Origin of the sequence: Brevundimonas sp. MYb52 (assembly GCF_002979535.1) — a bacterium.
In the GTDB taxonomy this organism is placed as follows: Bacteria; Pseudomonadota; Alphaproteobacteria; order Caulobacterales; family Caulobacteraceae; genus Brevundimonas.
Genome location: NZ_PCPB01000010.1, coordinates 1 through 21,513 on the forward strand (window position 1 = coordinate 1; position 21,513 = coordinate 21,513).

A 21,513-nucleotide genomic window follows, 5' to 3' on the forward strand; every position below is an offset into this window, starting at 1 on the left:
GGCTTTGGCGGATGCAAATGATGAAGCCCTCCCCCCTCGAGGGGGAGGGCTTCATCATTTGCATCCGCCAAAGCCGCCCGCGCCCGGCTCCTGCCGAACCGTTCATCGGCGTTGGCGGGGTCCTCGACCCAGTCCTGTCCCCGTGCCCGCAGATAGCCCCGCAACCCCTCGCGTCGCTCGTCCAGAAGGGGGCGCAGCAGCATCAGGTCCCGCCCTTCGGGCCAGACCGGCGACGGCGACCACTCGCGCACCCGCCCCAGGGTCGCGCCGCGTTCCCGCATCCAGTCGGCCTCGGCTGCATCATCAAGCGTATGCGCCATCAGCACGACGCCCGCCCCGGCCGCCCGCGCCGCCTCGGCGATCAGCCCATGCCGCGCCGCCCGCGCCCGCGCCGTCAGCCCCGGCCCGGCCTGGGGCGCATCCCAGCTCAGCCCTCGCCAGTCGGCCCCGACCGCGCGCGCCGCTTCGCCCGCGAACCGGGTCCAGTCCGCGCTCATGGCGTTGAGATTGTGATCCACCGTCAGGGCCAGCAGCCGCCGCCCCCGCGCCCTGGCCCAGTCCGCCGCCAGGTGCAGCAGGGCGACCGAATCGCCGCCGCCCGACAGGGCCAGCACAATGGGCTCAGCCCGTTCCGGGTCCAGCCGCCCATCCAGCCGGGCGAAGACCCGACCGGTCAGGCCGCCGGCGTCGTCTGGCGTCAGTTGCAGCTCGCCCGCGTGCGCAGTTGCGTGGCGCGGGTCTTCTGCGCCGCCGTGGCCGTGTCGGCGTAGCGGCGGGTGAACTCGTTCAGAGCGCCGCAGGCCTGGGTGGCCCGGTCGGTGGCGCGCAGGGCCTCGGCCAGCTTCAGCGTCGTCTCGGGCGCCCAGGGCGTGCGCGGCCAGCCGTTCAGGGCGGCGGCGTAGGCGGGCACGGCGGCGGCGTTGTCGCGCGCCGCGACGTGCAGGTCGCCCAGACGGCTGCTGGCTTCTCGCGACTGCGGCGTATTGGGCCAGGTGACGATGACCGTCTCCAGCGCCCGCTGCCCGCGCGGCCCGTCGGTCCCCAGCAGGCGCAGCGCCGCCGTCAGGTCCTGAGCCGCATCGCCGGTCGGCGAGTTGGCCGTGATCGGCCCGTTCAGTTCGGCCTCTTCCTCGGCGGCCTTCTCGGCCCGCTCGACCCGGCCTTCCAGGTCGCGCAGACGACGGCTGAGGGCGGCGTTGTCGCGCGTCGCCTCGTCCAGTTGGAAGGTCAGGCGCTCACTGTCGGCGTTTACCCGCTGGAAGGTCTGCTCCAGATCCGACAGGCGCCGATCCATGATCTGCAGCTGGCCCTGCATGGCCACGACCTCGGGGTCAGGCTCGACCAGAACCGGCTGGCCGGCGGCGTTCCTCTGCGTCAGGGCGCGCTCCAGACGGCGGACGTTGCGGTCCAGCTGGTCCAGACGGCGCTTGTCCCACTGGACGGGCTCCATCGGCACGGTCTGAGCCACGACCGCGCCCCCGATCAGGGTCAGACCGATGGCCGTCATGGCGGCGGATTTGGAAAAAGGCAGCTTCAGCATGTCTCAAGTCGTCCCACCGATTTGCGGCGCTCGCAAGGCCAAGTTCAGGGTCAAGATCGCGGCCGCGATCAGTGTCCCAGCCCCAGATAGATGATCGACACGATGAACAGGGTCGCGGCGATCTCGCAGAAGATCACCAGGGCAATGGTCCGCCACAGGGTCGAGAAGATCTTCAAGCTGTAGGCGCCCTTCAACTGAGCGAACATGTGCACCGGCACGACCAGGCTGGCGATCAGCCCCGCAGCCGGTCCAGCCCCCTTCACCGTCGTCGCCAGGACCACCACCACCATCAGCAGCAGGGACATGAAGGTCAGCGAATAGAGAACGAAAACCCCGTGATCATACAGGGTGAACCCCCGCTTCCACAGGAACATCAGGGCCACGAACGGGATCGACAGCGGCACCAGCAGGAAGGCGAACTTGTAGATGGTCTGCTGCAGCTTGTAGAGCGCCAGGTCCGGGTTCTTCAGCTTCTTGGCCACGGTCTTGGTCAGGCCGTTGGCGTTCCCGTCCTGCCCCACGTCCGAGGCGATGTCGGCCACCTGGGCCTGCCAGCTGCCGGGCGACAGGCCGTCCTTGCGGCCCTCGACGGCGTCATGCTCCAGCCGCTCCAGCTTGGACTTCTCGCTGATCACCCCGGCCTGGGCGGCGGCCAGAACCCCGGCGGCGACCCCGGCCCGCGCGCCGCTGTTGGGCGCCGGGGGCGCGCCGTCGGCGGGCTCCATCGCCGCGACGGCCGCGTCGACCTCCTTCTGGGCGGCGACGACGACCTGCTCGGCCTCGGTGATCGCCTCGCGCTGGGCGGCGATCTGTTCCGGCAGACCCTGCAGCTTCACCTCCGAATGCGGCATGAAGCTCAGCGCGAAGAACATGACGAACAGGGTGAACAGGAACATGGCCAGGGGCGAGACGTAGCGTGTCCGCCTGCCCTGCACCCACTCGCGCGTCAGCCGGCCAGGATTGACGATCAGCAGCGGCAGGGTGCGCCAGAAACGCCCGTCAAAGTGCATGACTCCGTGCAGCAGCTCCTCGCCCAGGTGCAGCAGGGTGCGGTGCACGTGCGCCGCCTGACCGCAGTTGGAACAGAAGTTGCCGCTGACCTCCGCCCCGCAGTCGGCGCAGGTCGAATGATGGTCCCCGGCCTGCCCCGTCGGCTTTTCGATAGCGCCCGCGATGATGCCGCCCGTCATGGCGCCGCCCGCTGCTTCCAGATCAATCACGCAAACTCCCCCCGGATTCGGCGCGGACTTTGATCCGCTACGCCCTCAAAGAAAAGAGGCGCCGGCTGCAAAGCCGACGCCTCCCGTCATTCAGTCGCTTCCGCCGTGCTTAGCGCGGCGCACCCGACACGATGGCGGTGTGGGCGTTACGGTTCTGAGCCCAGGCGCTCTCGTTCGAGCCTTCCACGATCGGACGCTCCTTGCCGAAGCTGATGGTGTCGATGCGGGCCGCCGGCACGCCGCGCTGGATCAGATAGGTGCGGACAGCCTCGGCGCGGCGCGCGCCCAGGGCCAGGTTGTATTCACGCGTGCCGCGTTCGTCGGCATTGCCTTCGATGCGGACCGTGACCTGCGGATAGCGGGCCAGCCAGGCGGCCTGGGCGTCCAGACGCGGCTGGGCTTCGGGGCGCACCGAATAGCTGTCCAGATCGAAATAGACGCGGTCGCCGACGTTGACGACGAAGTCCTGCTCCGAACCGGGCATCGGCGCGCCGACATTGCCGCCGGTCACAGGGCCGGTCGGGGCGGTCGGATATTGCGGCGCGGTCGGCTGGGTCGGTTCGACCGGCACGGCCGGCTCGACCTTGGGCTTGGGGGCGCAGGCCGCCAGGGCGGCGACGGCGGCGCTGACAGTCGCCAGCTTGATCAGGGTCGAAGTGTTCATCGGGTCGTCTCCTTGTTTCGGTCTGAGGACGGCGGCCTCAAGCTTGGCTATATCGAAGGTCAGCTAGACTGCGGCGCCGCGTCGCGCCAGACGCGATAACGCACAGTTTATGGGAATGGCTCCGCTCGTGATCTCACGAAGCCGTAAACGGCTAGGCCGGGCAGGAATCCGCGCCCTGGCCGATGCCCAGATTGACCGGCGGGGCGTCCAGCAGACCCGACCAGGCCGGGTCTGAACCGCGTCCGTCATAACCCGCCTGCGACACCACCCGGCCCGACAGGTCCACGGTCCACAGACGGGTGTCGCCGCCGGGGCTCTGGCGCGCAAAGGCGATGTAGCGGCCGTTCGGCGCCCAGGACGGACCTTCCTCGAAATAGCTGGACGACAGGGTGCGCTCGCCCGTCCCGTCCGACTTCATCACCCCGATATGGAAACGGCCGCCCGACTGCTTGGTGAAGGCGATCATGTCGCCGCGCGGGCTCCAGGCCGGGGCGGTGTAGATGCCGCCGCCGCGGCTGATCGGCCGCTGACCCGATCCGTCCGAGCGCATGGTGTAAAGCCGCGCCGACCCCGAACGGTCCGAGGTGAAGACGATCTGGTTGCCGTCGGGGCTGAACGAGGGCGAGGTGTCGATGCCGGGGTCGCTGGTCAGACGCGACAGCTGACGCGTCCGCAGGTTCATCACATAGACGTCGGTGTTGCCGCCGCGGATGATCGAAAAGGCGATCTTGTTGCCGTCGTTGGAGAAGCGCGGGGCCAGGACCTGACCGTCGAACTCGCCCAGGCTTTCGCGGCGTCCGGTCGACAGGTTGTAGAGGTAGATGCGGCTATAATCCTTGCCCAGGGCCACATAGGTGACCTCGTCCGGGTTGGACGCCGAAAAGCGCGGCGACATGATGATCTCGTCGCCCTGGGTCAGGAAGACCGGGTTGTAGCCGTCCTGATCGACGATGGTCAGACGCGACAGCTTGTTCAACTGCGTGCCGCTCTCGGACACGAACAGGACGCGCGAATCAAAGAAGCCCGCCTCGCCCGTCATGCGCTGATAGATGACGTCGGAAATCTTGTGGGCGATGCGGCGCCACTGTTCGCTGGTGGCGGTGAACTGATAGCTGACCAGCTGGCACTGGCGATAGGGGTCATACAGGCGGAAGCCCACGTCCACCCGCCCGTCGGCGCGCGGCGTCACCCCGCCGTAGAGCACCGCCTGCGCCCCGATGGTCGTCCACTGGGGGAAGTTGGGCGCATTGGCCAGGGTCAGCCCGGTCTCGATGAAGCTGGCCGGGTTCAGCGGGTCAAAGAAGCCCGAGCGCTTCAGGTTGCCGCTGATGACGTTGGAAATCTGCGGCCCGTTCTGCCCGGTGAAGGGCACCACCGCGATCTGCAACGGCCGCAGCACGCCCTCGTCCACCACTACGTCCTGCATCGGCGCGGCGGTCGCCGTCGCTTGGGGCTGGGTCAGAGACTGAGTCTGGGCCGACGCCGGCTGAACCATCGCCGGGGCCGCCATCACGACCGCAGCAGCCGAGGCGAGGAGAAGGTGCAGACGCATGAGAAGAACTCCCGGAGTTGGACGGATCGTCGGTCCTTATCGCCAGACCGTATGACAAAAACCAGCTTGTGAAAGACAAGCTTGCCCCGGAATGGGGCGACTTTCAGACTTTAGCCCCACCTCCCCGCAATCCTCCTCCTCCCCCGCTTCGCAAGGCAGGATCGCAGGGTCGGCCAGCCCTACCGTCCCCCGCACTGACGCGCGGTTTCAAACCGGAAGGGCACCTCTTGCGCCTGAAATCCGGCAGGCACCGTAAACGGCGAGGTCGCGCGCAAGGCCCGCAACATGGCCTCCGACGCCGCCCGCCAGGTCGGATCGCTGCGCGTATCCTGCAGGCGCGGCGACCCGATGATGTCGCCGTCGGCGCTCAAGCGCACCGTCACCCGGATCACCAGTTCATCCATCCCCGGCATGTCGCAGTTCAGGTTCCAGTTCGGCGTCACCTGGCCGCCCAAGGCGGCCAGTTGCGGGCCGGTGGCGCGCGAGGCGGTCCCCGCCCCCTGCTGACCCGGCGCCGGACGGCCCCGGTTCGGCGTCTGGCGCGGCGGGCCGGCCAGGGCGTCCAGGTCCAGACCCGGCGCGGGCCTGGGCGCCGGGCGCGGCGGCGTCGGGTTGGGGCGCGGCGGCGTGGGCCGCGGGGCCGCCTTCTCAGGCGGGGTCGGGGCCGGTCGCGGCGGCGTAGGGCGCGGCGTCGGCGCAGGCGTGGGCGTCGGGCGCGGCGCGGGGGCCTTTTCCGGCGGCCTCGGCGTGGGACGCGGCGCCGGCGGGGTCGGGCGCGGCGCAGGCTGCGGCGGGACCGGCGTCGGCTCCGGCGGGACCGGCTCGGGCGGGGTCTCGACCGGAGCGGTGGCCCCATCCTCGAGCGAGGGCTCGGGCTGCGGATTGTCCGCAGGCGCGGCGGCGATCTCGATGTCCGAGACGATCGACACCGGCACCGAGTTCACCAGCGGCTTGGGCTCGTCCTTCGACGTCCACGACACCAGGGCGAGCGCGACCACGCCGGCGTGCAGCGCAAGAGATCCGACAATGGCGGGACTGGGCCGACGCAAGCGATCAGCCCCCCGCCGTCTCGTCAGCGGCCGTGTCGGTGATCAGGTTCAGCTTGGTGAAGCCCGAGGCCGACAGGCGCGCCATCACGCGGGCCACGGCCTGATAGGGGGCCCGGCCGTCGGCGCGGATGAAGACGGCCTTGTCGCGCGCCTTGTCGCCGCCCTCTTCGGCCACACGGATCGCCAGGTTCTCCCAGCGGACCTCGCCCTCGCCGATGAAGATGGCTCCGTCCTTGTCGATCGAGACCGTGATCGGCTTGTCGCTTGTCTCGACCGCGCTGGCCTCGGTCTTGGGCAGTTCCACCGGCACGCCGACCGTCAGCAGCGGCGCCGAGATCATGAAGATGATCAGCAGCACCAGCATGACGTCGACCAGCGGCGTGACGTTGATTTCGCTCAAGGGACGCTTGCGCGCGCGGCGACGACCGCGCCCGCCCGAGCTTCCGCCTCCTCCACCCATGGCCATGGATCAGGCGCCCCGACGCAGGTTCAGGTCAGCCGAAGGCGGCGGGGGCGGCGGCGGCGGAGCCGAGGGCGCGCCCAGACGACGGGCGATGGCCGACTGCAGGTCGTCGGCAAAGGCTTCCAAACGCCCGGTGAACTTGCCCGCCGACACCGAGAAGGCGTTGAAGGCGATATAGGCCGGGATGGCCGCCGCCAGACCGATGGCCGTGGCGAACAGGGCCTCGGCGATCGCCGGGGCCACGGTCGTCAGATTGGTGTTGCCCGCCGCGGCGATGCGATCGAACGCGTTCATGATGCCCCAGACGGTGCCGAACAGGCCGATGAAGGGCGAGGCGGTGGCCACCACCGACAGGACGCCCAGACCGTTCTCGATCTTCTGGCTCTCGCGGGCGATGACCGAGTCCAGCGCCCGGTCGATGCGGGCGATCAGCATGTTTCCTTGCGTGTCCGTCATGGCCCCGCGCGAACGCGCCTCGCGCCAGTCCTGCAGGGTCGACACCAGCATGCGCGGCAGGGGATCGACCGGCTGGGCCCCGGCCTGCGCCGCCACGTCTTCCAGCGAGCGGCCGCTCTCGACCTGCTTTTCGAACTCGGTCGCGCGGGCGTTCATGCGGGCGAAACGCACCGCCTTGTCGATGATGATGGTCCAGGACCAGACCGAGGCCGCGGCCAGGCCGATCATGACCGTCTTCACCACCCAGTCGGCGGTCATGAACAGCTCGATGGGATTCAGCAGCGAGGCGTCGGCGGGCGGGGTCATGCGGCGTCCTTGGATGGGTCCGGTGTCGTCAGCCCTTATCGAGCGGGCGGACGTGGCGGTTTCATGGCGGCGGGTCTAACGGGCGTCGGCCTTCACGTCACGGGGGCTGCGTCTGACAACCTCGTTATTGCGAAGCTTCAGCATTCTTTCCTCCCCATTTCATGGGGAGGGGGACCACGCAGTGGTGGAGGGGGCGGCGCTGAGGGCAGACGTCGAGACGCCCCCTCCGTCTCGTCGGCTACGCCGCCGATCCACCTCCCCATCGCTGCGCGACAGGGAGGAAAGTCAGTCCCCCGACAGCCAGGGCGTCACCAGTTCGACCAGCCGCTTGGTCGGCCGTCGCGGCCGTCCGTCCAGATGGATGCAGACCGCCGTCACATCGGCCCGGCACAAGACCTCGCCGTCGCGCTCGACCGTCTGACGGATGATCAGGCGCGGCCCCTTGATGGCCTCATAGCGGGTCCGCACCACCAGGGCGTCGTCGATCCGCGCCGGCTTCACATACTTGATCGCCAGGTCCGAAACGACAAAGGCCAGCGGCTCGTCCTGCTCCAGCAACTCGACATGGCCCACCCCCGCCACCCGCAGGAAGTCCGACCGCCCCCGCTCGAAATACCGCACATAGTTGGCGTGATAGACCAGACCGGTGAAGTCGGTGTCCTCGTAATAGACCCGCACCGGCAGCAGGTGATCCTGCCCGTCAAAGCGGCCGGCGGTGGGAAGATCGGTCATGGGTCAGCCCTGAACGGAAGTCGTCGCCGAGGCCTTAGCGGCCGGCGCCGCCGCATTGAAGCCCGGACAGAACTCGGCCTTCATGTCCGCGAACTCGGCCCCCAGGGGATCGTCGCCCATCAGGATGCGGTTGGGCCGCGAGACAAAGGCCACCGCCCGCTTCTCGCCCGCGATCCCGGCGTAGCCGCAAACGGCGCGACGCTTGCCGTTTTCCAGATAGCGCACCTCGGCGGTCGGCCCCATCTGCGCCTTGACCTGGGTCAAGGCCCGTTCCGCCGGGCTCGCCTGCGTCGGTCCGAAGCGCGCGCCCTGGTTCAGGGCGAACAGACTCAAGGCGCCAAGCAGCAGCACCGCCACGCCCAGCACGGCGATCTTCTGGTCCGTCCCGATCCCGCCTCGCGCCATCGCTGTCTCCCTTCACGAGCAGCATGGCCGGGTTTGAAGAACGGGTGAAGCCCTTTTGCGAATGACTAGCGCCTTCTCCCCCCCTTCATGTGGAGGGGGAGGCGTCGCGTTTGACGTCCCTACTTCCCGAACAGGTCCGGCGGCGGGGCGGGCTGAACCTGCGGCGCCGTCAGCCCCAGATGCTCATAGGCCTTGGCGCAGGCCACCCGTCCGCGCGGGGTGCGCATGATGAAGCCCTGCTGCAGCAGATAGGGCTCGATCACGTCCTCGACCGCGTCGCGCGCCTCGGCGATCGCCGCCGCCAACGTATCCATCCCCACCGGCCCGCCGCCATAGTTCTCGATCAGGGCCTTGAGGAAACGCCGGTCGAGGCTGTCCAGCCCCTGCTCATCGACCTCCAGCCGCGCCAGCGCCCGCGCCGCCGCCAGCCGGTCGATCGTGCCCCCCTCGGCGTCGGCGAAGTCGCGCACCCGGCGCAACAGACGCCCGGCGATGCGTGGCGTGCCCCGCGCCCGACGCGCGATCTCCATGGCTCCGTCCTCGGTGATGGCCGCGCCCATCTTGCGCGCCGCCCCCCGGATCACCGCCGTCAGTTCCTCGGGCGTATAGAACTCAAGCCGCAGCGGAATGCCGAACCGATCCCGCAGCGGCGTGGCCAGAAGCCCCGCCCGCGTCGTCGCCCCGACCAGGGTAAAGGGCGCCAGATCGATGCGCACGCTGCGCGCCGACGGCCCCTCGCCGATGATCAGGTCCAGCACGTGGTCCTCCATCGCCGGATAGAGGATCTCCTCGACCAGCGGCGACATCCGGTGGATCTCGTCGATGAACAGGACGTCGCGCGGCTCCAGATTGGTCAGGATGGCCGCCAGATCGCCCGCCTTGGCCAGGATCGGGCCTGAGGTGGCCCGAAAGCCCACGCCCAATTCGCGCGCCACGATCTGCGCCAGCGTCGTCTTGCCCAGACCGGGCGGCCCGAACAGCAGGACGTGATCCAGCGCCTCGGACCGCCCGCGCGCCGCATCGATGAAGACCTTCAGATTACCCTTGGCCGCCGACTGGCCGACGAACTCGGACAGGGTCTGGGGCCGCAGCGCGCGGTCGTGCTGCTCGCCGGGCGCGGCGTCGCCTGAGATCACCCGTTCCATGCGACGCCCTGCCCTCTGCCGTCATCCTCGGGCGCCCGCAGGGCGACCCGGGGACCCAGGCCGTTCGACGGCCCGCGAACTTCAGACGTCTGGGTCCCCGGGTCCGCTGCGCGGCCCGAGGATGACGGCGATTGGAAAACCCTCACCGCCCCAACTCCTGCAGCGCCGCGCGGATCACCGCCGACAGCTCCGCCTCGTCGCCCAGCCTTATCAGCGCCTGATCCACGGCCCGACGCGCATTGACCTCGGCTATGCCCAGCCCCAGCAGGGCCGCGACCGCCTCGCCCGTCACGCTCGGCGGCGGCGGAGCGGCGGCGACCTCGGCGTGAACGCCCGGCGCGTTCGGAGCGAAATGCCCGTCGCCCAAAGCCTTGCCCTTCAACTCAGTGACGATGCGCAGGGCCAGCTTCGGCCCCACGCCGTTGGCGCGGCCGACCGCCGCCTTGTCCTCACGCGCCACGGCGCTGGCCAGTTCGCCCGGCGGCAGGACGTCCAGCACGCTCAGCGCCGCCTTCGGCCCCACGCCCTGAATGGCCAGCAACACGGTGAAGGCCCGGCGCTCGTCGCGCGACAGGAAGCCATAGAGCCGCGGCCCCGCGTCCTCGCTCCACTGGCTATGGATATAGAGGGTCGTCTCGTCGCCCGGCGCCGGCAGACGCCCCAGGGTCCGCGCCCCGCAGGTCGCCACATAGCCCACCCCGCCGCAGTCGATCAGGCATTCCGCCTCCCCGACCTCGGCCAGCACGCCTCTAAGACGCCCGATCATGCCGCGCCCCTCAGGCTCGCATTCAAACTCAAACTCCGCCGATGATGCGCATGGGTGATGGCCACGGCCAGCGCATCCGCCGCATCCGCCTTCACATCCCCCGCTGCGGGCAGCAGCCGCTTGATCATGAAGGCCACCTGGCTCTTGTCCGCCTGCCCCGCCCCGACCACGGCCTTCTTGACCAGGCTGGGCGCATATTCCGCCACGCTCAAGCCCGCTCTTGCAGGGGCCAGCATGACCGCCGCCCGCGCATGGCCCAGCTTCAACGTCGAGGCCCCGTTCATGTTGACGAAAACCTCCTCGATCGCCGCCTCGTCACAGGAATAGGCGGCGCAGATCGACCCCACCTCCTCCAGCAGATGCAGCAGCCGTTCGGGAAAGGGCGCCTTCTCCGGCGGGGCCGCCACCCCGTGCGCGATCCAGCGCAGGCGGCTGCCCTCGCTTTCGATCACGCCCCAGCCGGTGCGGCGCAGGCCGGGGTCCAGCCCCAGGATGCGAGTCGTTTCGTTCGCCATCCGTTCCTATTGCCCCAAAGAGGGTTAGCGAACAATGACCGCACGCCTCGCCTTTCGCATTGCGTATGCAATGAAGGCGTGCTTTGCATACGCAATGGATGTCACCTCTCCCTGCATCTGCGGTCGCCTGCGCCGCGCCTCGCGCACCCTGTCGCGCTTCTATGACGAGGCGCTGACGGACGTCGGGCTGAACATCAACCAGTTCGCGGTGCTACGGACCCTGGCGCGCCTCGGCCCCTCGCGCCTGGTCGATCTGGCCGAGGCCACGCTTCACGAGAAAAGCGCCCTGTGGCGCACCCTTCAGCCGCTGATCCGTCAGGGGTGGGTCATCGCCGAGGCCGCGCCCGGCGCGCGCGGCCAGACCCTCAGCCTGACCCCCGAGGGCGTGCAGAAGCTGGCCGACGCCCTGCCGCACTGGACCACCGCCCAGACCCGCGTCGCCGCCCTGCTCGGCCCGCGCGAAGCGGCCCTGATCGACCTGTTGAGCGAGCTTGAAACCGATGTCTGACGCCGCTTCCCCGGCCCCCGCTTCCGGCCTGTCGCGCCGCGCCTGGATCATGATCCTGACCGGGGCGGTGATCGTCACCCTGTCGATGGGCGTGCGCCAGGCCTTCGGTCTGTTCCTGAACCCCATCGGTCTGGATCTGGAGATCGATCGCCAGACCTTTGGCCTGATCATCGCCGCCCAGAACCTGCTGTTCGGCCTGATCCAGCCCTTTGTCGGCGCCTGGGCCGACAAGCACGGCGCCGGCAAGGTCGCGGTCGGCGGCGCCCTGGTCTATCTGGCCGGCCTGGCCGTGGCGGCGACGGCGGCCGATGCGCTCGGCCTCATGCTCGGCTTCGGCGTCATGGTCGGCCTGTCGATGGCGGGCGTGACCTTCGTGGTGGTTCTGGGCGCCGTCGGCCGCGCCGTCCCGCCCGAAAAGCGCACCCTGGCCTTCGGCATCGTCACCGCTGGCGGCTCCTTCGGCCAGTTCCTGGTGGTGCCGGCGGCGCAGGGGATGCTCGACGCCCTGGACTGGCGCGTCACCCTGTTCGTCCTAGGCGGCCTGGTCGCTCTGATCATTCCCCTGGCCCTGGGCGTGGCGGGCAAGCCCCCCGTCGCCGACGCCCGCGACGGCCTGCCGCTCAAGGCGGCGCTGAAGGAGGCCCTGACCAACCCCAGCTACGCCCTGCTCAACCTCGGCTTTTTCGTCTGCGGCTTCCACGTCGCCTTCGTCGGCACCCACCTGCCCGCCTACCTGCGCGACATGGGCCTGTCCGGCGGGGTCGGCGCCGCCTCCCTGGCCCTGATCGGCCTGTTCAACATACTCGGTTCCTGGCTCTGGGGCGCCTGGGGCTCCAAGGGGTCGAAGAAGGGCCTGCTCACCCTGCTCTACGCCTCACGCGCCGTGGCCATCGCCGTCTTCCTGCTGGTCCCGCTGTCGCCGGCCAGCGCCCTGATCTTCGCCGCGACCTTCGGCTTCCTGTGGCTGGGCACCGTGCCCCTGACCAATGGTCTGGTGGCCCAGATCTTCGGCGTGCGTCACCTGTCGGCCCTGGCCGGCATCGTCTTCCTCAGCCATCAGGTCGGCGCGTTTCTCGGCGCCTGGCTGGCGGGCGTGGCCTTTGACGCCACCGGCTCCTACGGCGCGATCTGGATCATCTCCATCGGCCTGGCCGTCATGGCCGCCCTGGCCAATGTCCCGGTGCGCGAGGCGCCGATCCTGCGCGCCTCAACGGTCCCGGCCGAATGAGCCGCCGTCTCGCCATCGGCTGCAGCCTTGTGGCGCTGATCGCACTCGTCGCCCTGGGCGGCTGGCTGTGGAGCCGTCACGGCCTCGCCGTCTGGCTCGACGCCGCCATCGCCTTCTGCATGTAGAGGAACGGCCGCCTCAATCGTCCCCTTAGTCGTCCCTGGGCATGACCGAGAAACCGGCCAAGCCGCCCTGCTGCGCCAGCCGCGCCGACAGGTCGTCGACCCGCAGGGGCATGGGGCCGCGCGCCTTGATGTGGTGTTCGTGGATCTGGCCGTCGTGGCTGACCACATGGCCGACGCGCACCGGCTTCAGACCGCTGTCCGCCAGCAGGCCGCGCAGGACCCCTTCCCCCGGCGCCTCGCCGCGCGCCCAACGCAGGGTCACATCCACCACCCCGACGTGCGGCAGGCGGGCGTCCAGGAATCTCAGGATGGCCAGCACCAGCAGGGTCGCGCCCCCCGCGATCAGGCCCAGGTCCCACATGCCGATGCCGAACATGACCCCCACCGCCGAGGTGGTCCACAACGAGGCCGCCGTGGTCAGGCCGTGCACCGAGAAACCCTCCCGGAAGATGACCCCGGCGCACAGGAAACCGATGCCCGTCAGGATGCCGTGCGACATCCGCGTTGGGTCGATCACCAGCCTCTGATCCGGCAAGGCGACAAAGGCCCAGGTCGCCTGATGCATGGCCGCCAGCATCAGCACGCAGGACGTCATGCAGACCAGGATATGGGTGCGGAACCCGGCCGGATGCCCGTGATAGGTCCGCTCGATCCCGATCAGCCCGCCCGCGACCATCGCCGCCGCCACGGGGGCGATCAAGGCCCAATCCAGCCCTCCGTCCAACGCCCAATCCACCGTCATGTCCGAACCTCAAGCTGCACAGGACCGCCCACCGTGGACCGCGCCGCTTCTTGCAGCAAGCCATCCTTCTCCCTCCCCTTCATGGGGAGGGTGGCTGAGCCTGAAAGGCGAAGACGGGTGGTGGCGCTTCGGCACACCGAGCCCCGCGTTCCGTGCCTCGCCCTCCCCACCCGGTCGCTGCGCGACCACCCTCCCCATGAAGGGGAGGGAGAGGGCCGCGTCGCTCAATCATCCCGCGGGTCCAGCACATAGTCCGTCACCCCCGGCAGGGCGCACAGCCGTGCCGCCAGCGCCTTCAGCTCGGCCTCGCTCCCGGCCTTGATGCGCCAGCTGCGCCGCACCGTCGCCCCGCCGTCGATCAGCTCGAAGCGGTCATGGCGCGGCGTCGGGTCGATTACCTTCAACGCCGCCTCGACCTCAGCCTCGGGCGACGGACCGTCGCGGCGCCAGCGCACCTCCACATCGGTCAGCACCCGCGCCGGCAGCCGCACGCTGACCAGTCGCAGGGCCACCAGGATCAGCCCCGTCGTCACCGTCCCGACCACGCCCAGGGTGAACAGCCCCGCCCCGAACAACAGGCCTATGGCCGAGGTGATCCACAGACTCGCCGCCGTCGTCAGGCCGTGGATGGAAAACCCGGTGCGGAAAATCACCCCCGCACACAGAAAGCCGATGCCCGTCAGCACGCCGTGCGCCATCCGCGTCGGGTCCGTGACGATGTTCTCGTCGGGCAGGGCGCGGAACGCCCAGTCCGCCTGCCCCATGGCCGCCAGCATCAGCAGGGCCGAGGCCAGGCTGACCAGGATATGCGTGCGAAACCCCGCCGCCCGGCCGCGCCACTCGCGCTCGAACCCGATCAGCCCGCCCGCCGCGACGGCGCCCAGGATCGGCAGGGCGAAGCTCTCGATCTCGGTCAGGGTCATGTCACGGCAACGGTCAGCCCGGCGGCCTGTTCCGCCGCAGCGCTTGCCCCGATCTGACATCGGGCGCACCCTTCGTCGATCCGCGATCGCCGAAAGGAAGTCGCCATGCGCGCCGCCCTGTTCGTTGCTTCTCTGGCCTGCCTGTCCGCCGCCGCGCCCGCCGCCGCACAGGAAACCCAGGGCCAGTTCCTGGACCGCTGCCGCGCCGAAACCCTGGCCGCCGCCCCCGACGCCGGGAACTGGGCGGACGCCGCCTGCGCCGAGAAATGGCCCAGCGTCACCCGCTCCAACCCCATGCTCGACGCCATCCTGTCGATCTTCGTCGCCGACACGCCGTCAGCGCTCGACCCTGCCGACGTGCGGGCGCGGGCCGCCTTGGTCCGCTGGCGCTCGCCGACCGAGGGCCAGTTGGCCGGCCTAAATGTCGAGGTCACGCGCATGCCGACGACGCGGATCATCTTCAACTGGTCGGCGACGGGCGAACCCGTGCCCTATGATCCGGTCGAGGCTCTGAAGGTGCGCGGCGCCAGCGTCGATCCGATCGGCTGCTACGCCTATGGGGCCGGCGAAGGCGAGAGCGTCTGGCGCGTCGAAGCGCCCGGCCATGCGCCCTTTGCGCTCCGCGTCTATCGGCGCGAAGCCCCGACGGCCTCGGCCCTGTCCTACCTCACGGTCACCGCCGACGCCGAGCGCAACATCCCGACGCTCGGCGACCTCAGGACCGCCGAGCCGGATCAGGACTGGATGGAGACCTGCCCCCGCTAGGCGACAGGCTCAGGGACAATCAGCCCGCGTACTTGGCCGCGTCCTCGTCCGAGATGTCTTCGTTGGAATAGACCGACGACACGTCGTCCTCGGCGTCCAGGGCGTCCAGCAGCTTGAACAGGGTGCCCACGGCCTCGCCGGTCACCGGCACTTCCGACTGCGGCTTCCACACGATGGCGGTCGACTTCGGGTCGCCCAGCACCTTGGACATGGCCTCGGCCACCTCGTTCAGGTCCTCATAGGCGGTCCAGATCGTATGGCCCGGCGCGTCCTCATAGATGTCCGGCTTGACCAGATCGCTCTCGACGTCCGAGGCGCCAGCCTCGATGGCGGCCTCCATGACGGCGTCCTCGGTGCCAGCCTCGGCGGGATAGGTGATCTTGCCCACCTTGTCCCACATGAAGGCGACCGAGTTCATCTCGCCCAGGGCGCCGCCGTTCTTCTTGAAGGCCGTGCCGATGTTCGAGGCCGCGCGGTTGCGGTTGTCCGTCAGGGCCTCGACGATGATGCCGACGCCGCCGGGGCCCCGGCCCTCGTAGCGGACCTCTTCCATCGTGTCGGCGTCGCCGCCGGCGGCCTTGTTGATGGCGCGCTGGATCACGTCCTTGGGCAGGCTTTCGGCCTTGGCGTTGTTGACCGCCAGACGCAGGCGCGGGTTCAGCGCCGGATCGGGCATTCCGCCCTTGGCCGCCACGGTGATGTCGCGCGACAATTTGGAGAACAGCTTCGAACGCTGGGCGTCGGCGCGCCCCTTGCGGTGCATGATGTTCTTGAATTTCGAGTGGCCGGCCATGAATCTCGCTGCCAGATTTCTGAAACGTGAGGCGAGGCCTTTACTGGATGTGCGATCCTCTGTCACGACTGGGAACCGCCCGACTGCGCCGGGGATTTAGCGCAGGCCTGTAACGAGGAGACGCTGATGGCCGCCGACGACACCTATCTGGACGACGCCTATGACGAAGGTCTCGACCACGCCCATGCGGGCGAGATCGTCGAATGGTACGCCAAGCGCCCCGTCACGGTCTCGACCGCCGCCGCCACCGGCTCCATCGTCGCCGCCTTCGCCCTGGGCGCCCTGACCGCCGTTGGAACCCTGTTCCTGCTGCGCCAGTACGACGAGCGCTGATCCCGCCTTACGGGGCATAGTCGCCGACAGTCAGACGTCGCCGTCGCTTTCTAGCGTCGGCGACGTTTTCGTTTGCGCCGTCAAGCAACCGCCTCGCCATTCGGAAACAATGATTTCCGAAATCAGCTCCCCACAAGCTTGACCATTAACTTCGGCGCCGCCAGAGACAGCCAGGATTTCACTGTTTTACAATCTGGAAATCAATAGGCTGATAGAATTCGCGCATCGAAAATAGAGCATTCGTTCTTCAGATGTCGACGATCCCGACCCCAGACGAAGCGCCCCGCCCCTCGGCGCTGCGCGCGCCATCCGCGACGTCCGGCGCCGAGACGCCGCTTGCATCACCCGCTGCGCCCGCCCGCACCTATCGCCGCCTCTATGTCTCGGTGCCGGCCAAGTTCACCCTCGCCCTGGTCATGGCCTTCGCCTGGACGGCGCTCAGCATCTGGCTGTCGCAGCGCTGGCTCAATGACCTGGCGGCGATCACCAGCTGGGCCTTCGCCCTGATCGCCATCGGCTTCATCGCCTATGTGCCGGGCTTCATGAACGCCTTTCTGCTGGGCACCCTGCTGTTCGACCGCAGGCTGCCGCGCGTTCGGCCCGCCGCCTATCCGCCCGTCAGCATCCTGGTCGCCGCCTATAACGAGGCCGCGGCCATCCGCGACACCCTGACCAGCCTGGCGGCCCAGACCTATCCCGGCGACTACGAGATCCTGGTCCTCAACGACGGCTCGACCGACGCCACCGTCGCCCTGGCGCAGCAGGCGATTCGCGAGCTGAGCTTCCCCGGCAACGCCGTCGTCCGTGTGCTCGACTACCCCGTCAACGCGGGCAAGGCCGCCGTGCTGAACCGAGGCCTGAAGGAAGCCAGCCACGACCTGATCATCACCATCGACGGCGATTCCTGGGTGCGCCACGACGGCCTGGCCCAGATCGTCGAGCGCCTGCTGACCGACCCGCCCAACACGCGCGCCATCGCCGGCGCCGTCATGGTCCGCAACTCGCGTGAGAACTTCCTGACCCGCGCCCAGGAATGGGACTACTTCCACGGCATCGCCGCGGTGAAGCGGATGCAGTCCATGTATCACGGCACCCTGGTCGCCCAGGGGGCCTTCTCCCTCTACACCCGCGCCGCCCTGGAAGAGGTCGGCGGCTGGCCCGAATGCGTGGGCGAGGACATCGTCGTCTCCTGGGCCCTGCTCGAGAAGGGTCACCGCATCGGCTATGCCGAGGACGCCCTGGCCTTCACCAATGTCCCCACGAAATTCAAGCAGTTCGCCCTGCAGCGCAAACGCTGGTCGCGCGGCCTGATCGAGGCCTTCAAGGCCCACGGCTCCCTGCTGCTCAAGCCGCGTCTGACCACCATCTTCATCTGGTGGAACCTGTGCTTCCTGCCGTTGGACCTGGTCTACACCTTCATCTTCATCCCCGGCCTGGTGCTGGCCCTGTTCGGGATCTTCTGGATCGCGGGGCCTCTGACCCTGGCCGTGTTGCCGCTGGCGGCCCTGTGGAACATGTTCATCTTCCGCATCCAGCGTCAGATGTTCCGGCGCGAGGGGCTGAAGGTGCGCCGCAACTTCGGGGGCTTCCTCTTCTACGCCCTGGGCTACAGTCTGGTGATGCAGCCGGTCTGCGTCTGGGGCTACTTCGCCGAACTGCTGGGCATGAGAAAGAAATGGGACACCAAATGATCCGCCTGCCCGCCGTCCTTGCGGGGGCCGCCGCCGCGCTCGCGGCCGCTCTGCCCGGCCTGGCCCACGCCCAGACCGAGACCGCCCAGCAGACCGCCCGCGTCGCCCACCCCGACACCACCGCCGCCGGCTTCCTGCCCGCCCACGCCGTGGGCCTGGACGTCTTCGCCTCGACCGACGCCGACGACACCGACGTCATCAAGTTCGGCGCCAATCTCGACTGGCGCTATCGCGGCCCCGACGACTACCTGGGCCTGCGCGTCGAGACCGCCCGCTTCAAGCCTCTGGGCGGCGATGCGACCGAGGATCAGCGCCTCTATCTGCGCTTCGCCGACAAGACCGGCGACTGGTCGTGGAAGGGCCAGGTCGGCACCGACGGCGACACCGTCCTGGGTTCCGCCAGCGTCCACAACGAGGCCCGCTTCCGTCAGGAATACTTCGTCGAGCGCGAGATCCTGGAGACTCCGCGCGGCCTGGACGAAGGCGTCTACTACACCTTCGTCGGCGGGGCCTTCGACCTGCCGGTCGACGACCGCAACAACTTCACCGTGGTCGCCGGCGTGCAGGACTTCACCGGCTCGAACGTCCGCACCCACCTGCGCCTGAACTACATCCATGTGGTCAAGCCGGAATGGGGCCTCTCGGCCCAGGTCCGCACCCGCTACTTCCACAGCAGCGATCCCGGCGAGTATGACTACTTCTCACCCGAGAACTACTTCGAGATCATGCCGGTGCTGCAGGTGCGCCGCTACCACGGCGGCTGGCGCTATGTCGTGGCGGCCGGCGTAGGCGGGCAGAAAGAAACCGGCGGCGACTGGCGCAGCGCCCGTTACTTCAACGCCCAGGTCGTCAGCCCGCCTCTGCGCGAATGGGCGATCAACGCCGGCTTCACCTACAGCAACACCCCCGTCGCCAGCGGCTATACCTACGACTACAGCCAGGTGAATTTCGGCGTCGTCCGAGCCTTCTGACGCCTAGCCCGCCAGCAGGGCCTCGACCTCGTCCCGCGTCCCCAGCGATGGCTGAGCGCCGGGCCGGGTCGCGGCCAGGGTGCCCGCCGCGCAGGCGAAATGCAGGGCCTCATCCGGCGTCATCCCATCCAGCAGAGCCACGGTGATGGCCCCGACGAAGGCGTCGCCCGCCCCGGTCGCGTCCACCGCCTCGACGCGCGGCGGCGTGGCCCAGGCCATCTCGACGCCGCGCCGGTACATCACCGCCCCGCGCGCCCCCTTGGTCACCACCACCAAACCGCCGCCGACGTGCAGGGCCTCGCCATAGAAGGCGGCCTCCGTCTCATTGACCACGATCAGATCGGCGCGGCGCAGCAGGGCCTCCGACACCGGGGCGGCCGGCGCCAGGTTCACACAGACGAAGTCCGTCGCCCGGCCCACCGCCGCCTCGACCGTCTCGATCGGCAGCTCCAGCTGGGCGATCAGCGGCGTCTCGATCCGCGACGGCAACTGTTCCGGCGTGACGAAGTGATTGGCCCCGGCGGCGACCACGATCTGGTTCTCACCCGTCGGATCGACCGCGATCAAAGCCACCCCCGTCGGCGCCGCGATGTCCGTCTCGACCCCCGACAGATCCACCCCGTGCGCCAGCATCAGAGCCACCGCAGCCCCCGACATCTCGTCCTCGCCGACGCGGCCGATCAGGCTGACGTCCGCCCCCAGCCGCCGCGCCGCCAGGGCCTGATTGGCGCCCTTGCCGCCCGCGTGTCGGGCCAGGCTCGCCCCCGTCACCGTCTCGCCCGGCGCCGGCAGGCTGGGCGCGGACGCCACCATGTCCAGATTGATCGACCCGACGACGGTGATCCTCATAGCCCTGCTCCCAGTCGTTCCGTGATCAGGGCGAAGACCCCGTCGGCGTCCGCCGCGGTCGCCCAGAAATGATGCGCCGTCGCCTGGTCCACGCGGAACTCCACCGCCGTATGCCCGCGGGTCAGGTCGCTCTCGGTCTCCACCTCGATCCGGCACGGCGCCAGTTCGAACAGCTCCGGCTGCAACAACCAGGCCACGGTGCAAGGGTCATGCAGCGGCCCCGCGTCCCAGCCGACGATGACCCGCTCAATCCGTTGCGAGAAGCGCAGCATGGCCGCCGACGCCTTGGCCGAAGCGGTCGGCAGGGCCTCGATGGCCGCAATCCGCTCTTCGGTCGCCCGCACCTGATGGGTGACGTCCAGCCCCATGACGATCATCCGGCAGCCCGAGGCGAAGACCTCGGCCGCCGCATCCGGGTCGGCCCAGATGTTGAACTCGGCGCTGGCCGTGATGTTGCCGCCCTCCGAGCGCGCCCCGCCCATGACCACCACCGGCCCCAGACGGCCCGCCAGCCCCGGCTCGGCCCGCATGGCCAGGGCCAGATTGGTCATCGGCCCCATGACGGCCAGGGCCACCGATCCGGCGGGCCGTTCCATCACCAGCCGCACGATGGCCTCGGCCGAGCTTCCCTCGCCGACCGCTGCCTCCGGCTCGAACGGTTCCAGATCGCCCAGCCCCTCAGCCCCGTGGAACTCGCCCGCCCCCGCCGGCTCGCGCCGCAAGGGCCGCTCGGCCCCGACATAGACCGGCACGTCTTCGCGCCCAGCGATCTGGCGCAGGATACGGGCGTTGCGCGCCGTCTTTTCGGCGCTGACATTGCCCCCGACCGTGGTCACGGCCAGCAGGTCGAACGCAGGAGAGGCGAAGGCGGTCAGCAACCCGGTGGCGTCATCCACGCCGGGGTCGCAATCAATGATGAGAGACTGTTTCACCGTCCCGGTGTGCCGCGCGACGACGCGCGAGGCAACCGCCGCCCGTCATTCCCTGGGCGGCGAGAAATGAAAACGGGGGGCTGGCGGCCACGATCAGCAACACCATATGGTGCGGATAACAGATCCCAGGAAACGCTCCCCCATGACCGACGCCGCCCCCGCCCCGCTGAAGACCCTGAAGATCGACTTCGTTTCGGACGTGGTCTGTCCCTGGTGCGCCGTAGGTCTGGGCGGGCTGACCACCGCGCTGGAGACCTTGAAGGGCGAAGGCGTCGCCGCCGACATCGCCTTCCAGCCCTTCGAGCTGAACCCGCAGATCGCGCCCGAAGGCGAGAACATCGTCGAGCATATCGGCCGCAAATACGGCTCCACCCCCGAACAGTCGGCCCAGAACCGCGAGATGATCCGCGCCCGCGCCGCCGAGGTCGGCTTCGACATGCGCATGGGGCCGGACAGCCGTATCTGGAACACCTTCGACGCCCACCGCCTGCTGCACTGGGCTCATGAGACCGCGCCCGACAAGCAGGAAGCCCTGAAGCGCGCCCTGTTCACCGCCCACTTCACCGACAACCGCAACATCACCGACGCCGGCGTCCTGACCGGGGCCGCCGAGGCCGCCGGCCTGGACCGGACCGAGGCGGCCGAAGTCCTGGCATCGGGCCGCTACGCCCAGGACGTTCGCAGCGCCGAGGACCTGTGGCGCGCACGCGGCATCACCTCGGTCCCGGCCGTGGTGGTCGAGGGCAAGTATCTGATCAGCGGCGGCCAGCCGGCGGCGGCCTTTGAACAGGCCCTGAGGCAGATCGCTTCTGAACTCTAGAAGGCATCGGCGGCCGCCGC

General features: G+C 69.3%; 26 protein-coding genes. 8 read left to right on the forward strand and 18 right to left on the reverse strand.

Annotation, left to right across the window (positions count from 1 at the left end; translation table 11 throughout):
- The 13 genes from tilS to ruvC form a co-directional block, all read right to left on the reverse strand.
- Positions 1 to 614: tRNA lysidine(34) synthetase TilS (gene tilS, locus CQ039_RS11355; RefSeq protein WP_233194707.1), on the reverse strand; the 614-nt coding region annotated here is incomplete at its 3' end.
- Positions 615 to 697: 83 nt separating this feature from the next.
- Positions 698 to 1,540 carry a tol-pal system YbgF family protein gene (locus CQ039_RS11360; protein WP_105562445.1) on the reverse strand — a complete coding sequence of 281 codons (843 nt, stop codon included), beginning with the start codon at positions 1,538 to 1,540 and terminating at the stop codon, positions 698 to 700.
- 68 nt (positions 1,541 to 1,608) lie between these two features.
- Positions 1,609 to 2,760, reverse strand: coding sequence for a DUF3667 domain-containing protein (locus CQ039_RS11365; RefSeq protein WP_233190138.1), 1,152 nt, complete (start codon positions 2,758 to 2,760; stop codon positions 1,609 to 1,611).
- Between the two features lie 109 nt (positions 2,761 to 2,869).
- Positions 2,870 to 3,424, reverse strand: coding sequence for a peptidoglycan-associated lipoprotein Pal (gene pal / locus CQ039_RS11370; RefSeq protein ID WP_105562446.1), 555 nt, complete (start codon positions 3,422 to 3,424; stop codon positions 2,870 to 2,872).
- Positions 3,425 to 3,575: 151 nt separating this feature from the next.
- Positions 3,576 to 4,976 carry a Tol-Pal system beta propeller repeat protein TolB gene (tolB, locus tag CQ039_RS11375; protein WP_105562447.1) on the reverse strand — a complete coding sequence of 467 codons (1,401 nt, stop codon included), beginning with the start codon at positions 4,974 to 4,976 and terminating at the stop codon, positions 3,576 to 3,578.
- A gap of 179 nt (positions 4,977 to 5,155) precedes the next feature.
- A complete protein-coding gene (locus tag CQ039_RS16550) occupies positions 5,156 to 6,025 on the reverse strand; it encodes a hypothetical protein (RefSeq protein WP_146112147.1) in 870 nt (289 codons plus the stop codon).
- 4 nt (positions 6,026 to 6,029) lie between these two features.
- Positions 6,030 to 6,491, reverse strand: coding sequence for an ExbD/TolR family protein (locus tag CQ039_RS11390; RefSeq protein ID WP_105562450.1), 462 nt, complete (start codon positions 6,489 to 6,491; stop codon positions 6,030 to 6,032).
- Positions 6,492 to 6,494: 3 nt separating this feature from the next.
- The gene (gene tolQ, locus CQ039_RS11395) at positions 6,495 to 7,250 is read right to left on the reverse strand and encodes a protein TolQ (RefSeq protein WP_105562451.1); all 756 of its coding nucleotides are present in this window, start codon (positions 7,248 to 7,250) and stop codon (positions 6,495 to 6,497) included.
- A gap of 285 nt (positions 7,251 to 7,535) precedes the next feature.
- Positions 7,536 to 7,982, reverse strand: coding sequence for a tol-pal system-associated acyl-CoA thioesterase (gene ybgC, locus CQ039_RS11400; RefSeq protein WP_105562452.1), 447 nt, complete (start codon positions 7,980 to 7,982; stop codon positions 7,536 to 7,538).
- A gap of 3 nt (positions 7,983 to 7,985) precedes the next feature.
- A complete protein-coding gene (locus CQ039_RS11405) occupies positions 7,986 to 8,387 on the reverse strand; it encodes a hypothetical protein (RefSeq protein WP_105562453.1) in 402 nt (133 codons plus the stop codon).
- Between the two features lie 119 nt (positions 8,388 to 8,506).
- On the reverse strand, positions 8,507 to 9,532 hold the full coding sequence (gene ruvB / locus CQ039_RS11410) for a Holliday junction branch migration DNA helicase RuvB (protein WP_105562454.1): 1,026 nt from the start codon (positions 9,530 to 9,532) through the stop codon (positions 8,507 to 8,509).
- Between the two features lie 142 nt (positions 9,533 to 9,674).
- Complete coding sequence (gene ruvA, locus CQ039_RS11415) at positions 9,675 to 10,298, reverse strand: Holliday junction branch migration protein RuvA (protein WP_105562455.1); 624 nt, start codon at positions 10,296 to 10,298, stop codon at positions 9,675 to 9,677.
- Complete coding sequence (gene ruvC / locus CQ039_RS11420) at positions 10,295 to 10,813, reverse strand: crossover junction endodeoxyribonuclease RuvC (RefSeq protein ID WP_105562456.1); 519 nt, start codon at positions 10,811 to 10,813, stop codon at positions 10,295 to 10,297. The genes ruvA and ruvC overlap by 4 nt, the downstream gene beginning before the upstream one ends.
- A gap of 94 nt (positions 10,814 to 10,907) precedes the next feature.
- On the opposite strand from ruvC, the gene CQ039_RS11425 reads away from it, so the two are divergent.
- Genes CQ039_RS11425 through CQ039_RS16900 form a run of 3 tightly spaced genes read left to right on the forward strand, consistent with a single transcriptional unit; the run spans position 10,908 to position 12,674 of the window.
- Positions 10,908 to 11,321, forward strand: a complete 414-nt coding sequence (locus tag CQ039_RS11425) for a MarR family winged helix-turn-helix transcriptional regulator (RefSeq protein WP_158255983.1) — start codon at positions 10,908 to 10,910, stop codon at positions 11,319 to 11,321.
- Positions 11,314 to 12,549: an MFS transporter gene (locus tag CQ039_RS11430; RefSeq protein ID WP_105562458.1), complete on the forward strand. Its 1,236-nt coding sequence runs from the start codon at positions 11,314 to 11,316 to the stop codon at positions 12,547 to 12,549. The genes CQ039_RS11425 and CQ039_RS11430 overlap by 8 nt, the downstream gene beginning before the upstream one ends.
- A complete protein-coding gene (locus CQ039_RS16900; protein ID WP_255413086.1) occupies positions 12,546 to 12,674 on the forward strand; it encodes a hypothetical protein in 129 nt (42 codons plus the stop codon). The genes CQ039_RS11430 and CQ039_RS16900 overlap by 4 nt, the downstream gene beginning before the upstream one ends.
- Positions 12,675 to 12,699: 25 nt before the next feature.
- On the opposite strand, the gene CQ039_RS11435 is transcribed toward CQ039_RS16900, so the two are convergent.
- Both CQ039_RS11435 and CQ039_RS11440 read right to left on the reverse strand, forming a co-directional pair.
- Positions 12,700 to 13,416, reverse strand: a complete 717-nt coding sequence (locus CQ039_RS11435) for an MgtC/SapB family protein (protein WP_105562459.1) — start codon at positions 13,414 to 13,416, stop codon at positions 12,700 to 12,702.
- A gap of 224 nt (positions 13,417 to 13,640) precedes the next feature.
- Positions 13,641 to 14,339, reverse strand: coding sequence for an MgtC/SapB family protein (locus CQ039_RS11440; protein ID WP_105562460.1), 699 nt, complete (start codon positions 14,337 to 14,339; stop codon positions 13,641 to 13,643).
- Positions 14,340 to 14,444: 105 nt separating this feature from the next.
- On the opposite strand from CQ039_RS11440, the gene CQ039_RS11445 reads away from it, so the two are divergent.
- Positions 14,445 to 15,104 carry a hypothetical protein gene (locus CQ039_RS11445; RefSeq protein WP_105562461.1) on the forward strand — a complete coding sequence of 220 codons (660 nt, stop codon included), beginning with the start codon at positions 14,445 to 14,447 and terminating at the stop codon, positions 15,102 to 15,104.
- Between the two features lie 19 nt (positions 15,105 to 15,123).
- Here the strand turns inward: CQ039_RS11445 and CQ039_RS11450 are convergent, their stop codons facing one another.
- Positions 15,124 to 15,897 carry a YebC/PmpR family DNA-binding transcriptional regulator gene (locus tag CQ039_RS11450; RefSeq protein WP_105562462.1) on the reverse strand — a complete coding sequence of 258 codons (774 nt, stop codon included), beginning with the start codon at positions 15,895 to 15,897 and terminating at the stop codon, positions 15,124 to 15,126.
- Positions 15,898 to 16,023: 126 nt separating this feature from the next.
- Between CQ039_RS11450 and CQ039_RS11455 the strand changes: the two genes are divergently transcribed.
- From CQ039_RS11455 to CQ039_RS11465, 3 genes are all read left to right on the forward strand, one after another.
- The gene (locus CQ039_RS11455) at positions 16,024 to 16,230 is read left to right on the forward strand and encodes a hypothetical protein (RefSeq protein ID WP_233190139.1); all 207 of its coding nucleotides are present in this window, start codon (positions 16,024 to 16,026) and stop codon (positions 16,228 to 16,230) included.
- 251 nt (positions 16,231 to 16,481) lie between these two features.
- Positions 16,482 to 17,921, forward strand: coding sequence for a glycosyltransferase (locus tag CQ039_RS11460; protein ID WP_233190140.1), 1,440 nt, complete (start codon positions 16,482 to 16,484; stop codon positions 17,919 to 17,921).
- On the forward strand, positions 17,918 to 18,892 hold the full coding sequence (locus CQ039_RS11465) for a hypothetical protein (protein WP_105562464.1): 975 nt from the start codon (positions 17,918 to 17,920) through the stop codon (positions 18,890 to 18,892). Before CQ039_RS11460 ends, CQ039_RS11465 begins: the two co-directional genes overlap by 4 nt.
- Positions 18,893 to 18,895: 3 nt before the next feature.
- On the opposite strand, the gene CQ039_RS11470 is transcribed toward CQ039_RS11465, so the two are convergent.
- Positions 18,896 to 19,741 carry a ribokinase gene (locus CQ039_RS11470; RefSeq protein ID WP_105562465.1) on the reverse strand — a complete coding sequence of 282 codons (846 nt, stop codon included), beginning with the start codon at positions 19,739 to 19,741 and terminating at the stop codon, positions 18,896 to 18,898.
- On the reverse strand, positions 19,738 to 20,673 hold the full coding sequence (locus CQ039_RS11475; RefSeq protein ID WP_105562466.1) for a nucleoside hydrolase: 936 nt from the start codon (positions 20,671 to 20,673) through the stop codon (positions 19,738 to 19,740). Before CQ039_RS11475 ends, CQ039_RS11470 begins: the two co-directional genes overlap by 4 nt.
- A gap of 142 nt (positions 20,674 to 20,815) precedes the next feature.
- On the opposite strand from CQ039_RS11475, the gene CQ039_RS11480 reads away from it, so the two are divergent.
- Positions 20,816 to 21,493 carry a DsbA family oxidoreductase gene (locus CQ039_RS11480; RefSeq protein WP_105562467.1) on the forward strand — a complete coding sequence of 226 codons (678 nt, stop codon included), beginning with the start codon at positions 20,816 to 20,818 and terminating at the stop codon, positions 21,491 to 21,493.
- Positions 21,494 to 21,513: the final 20 nt, after the last annotated feature.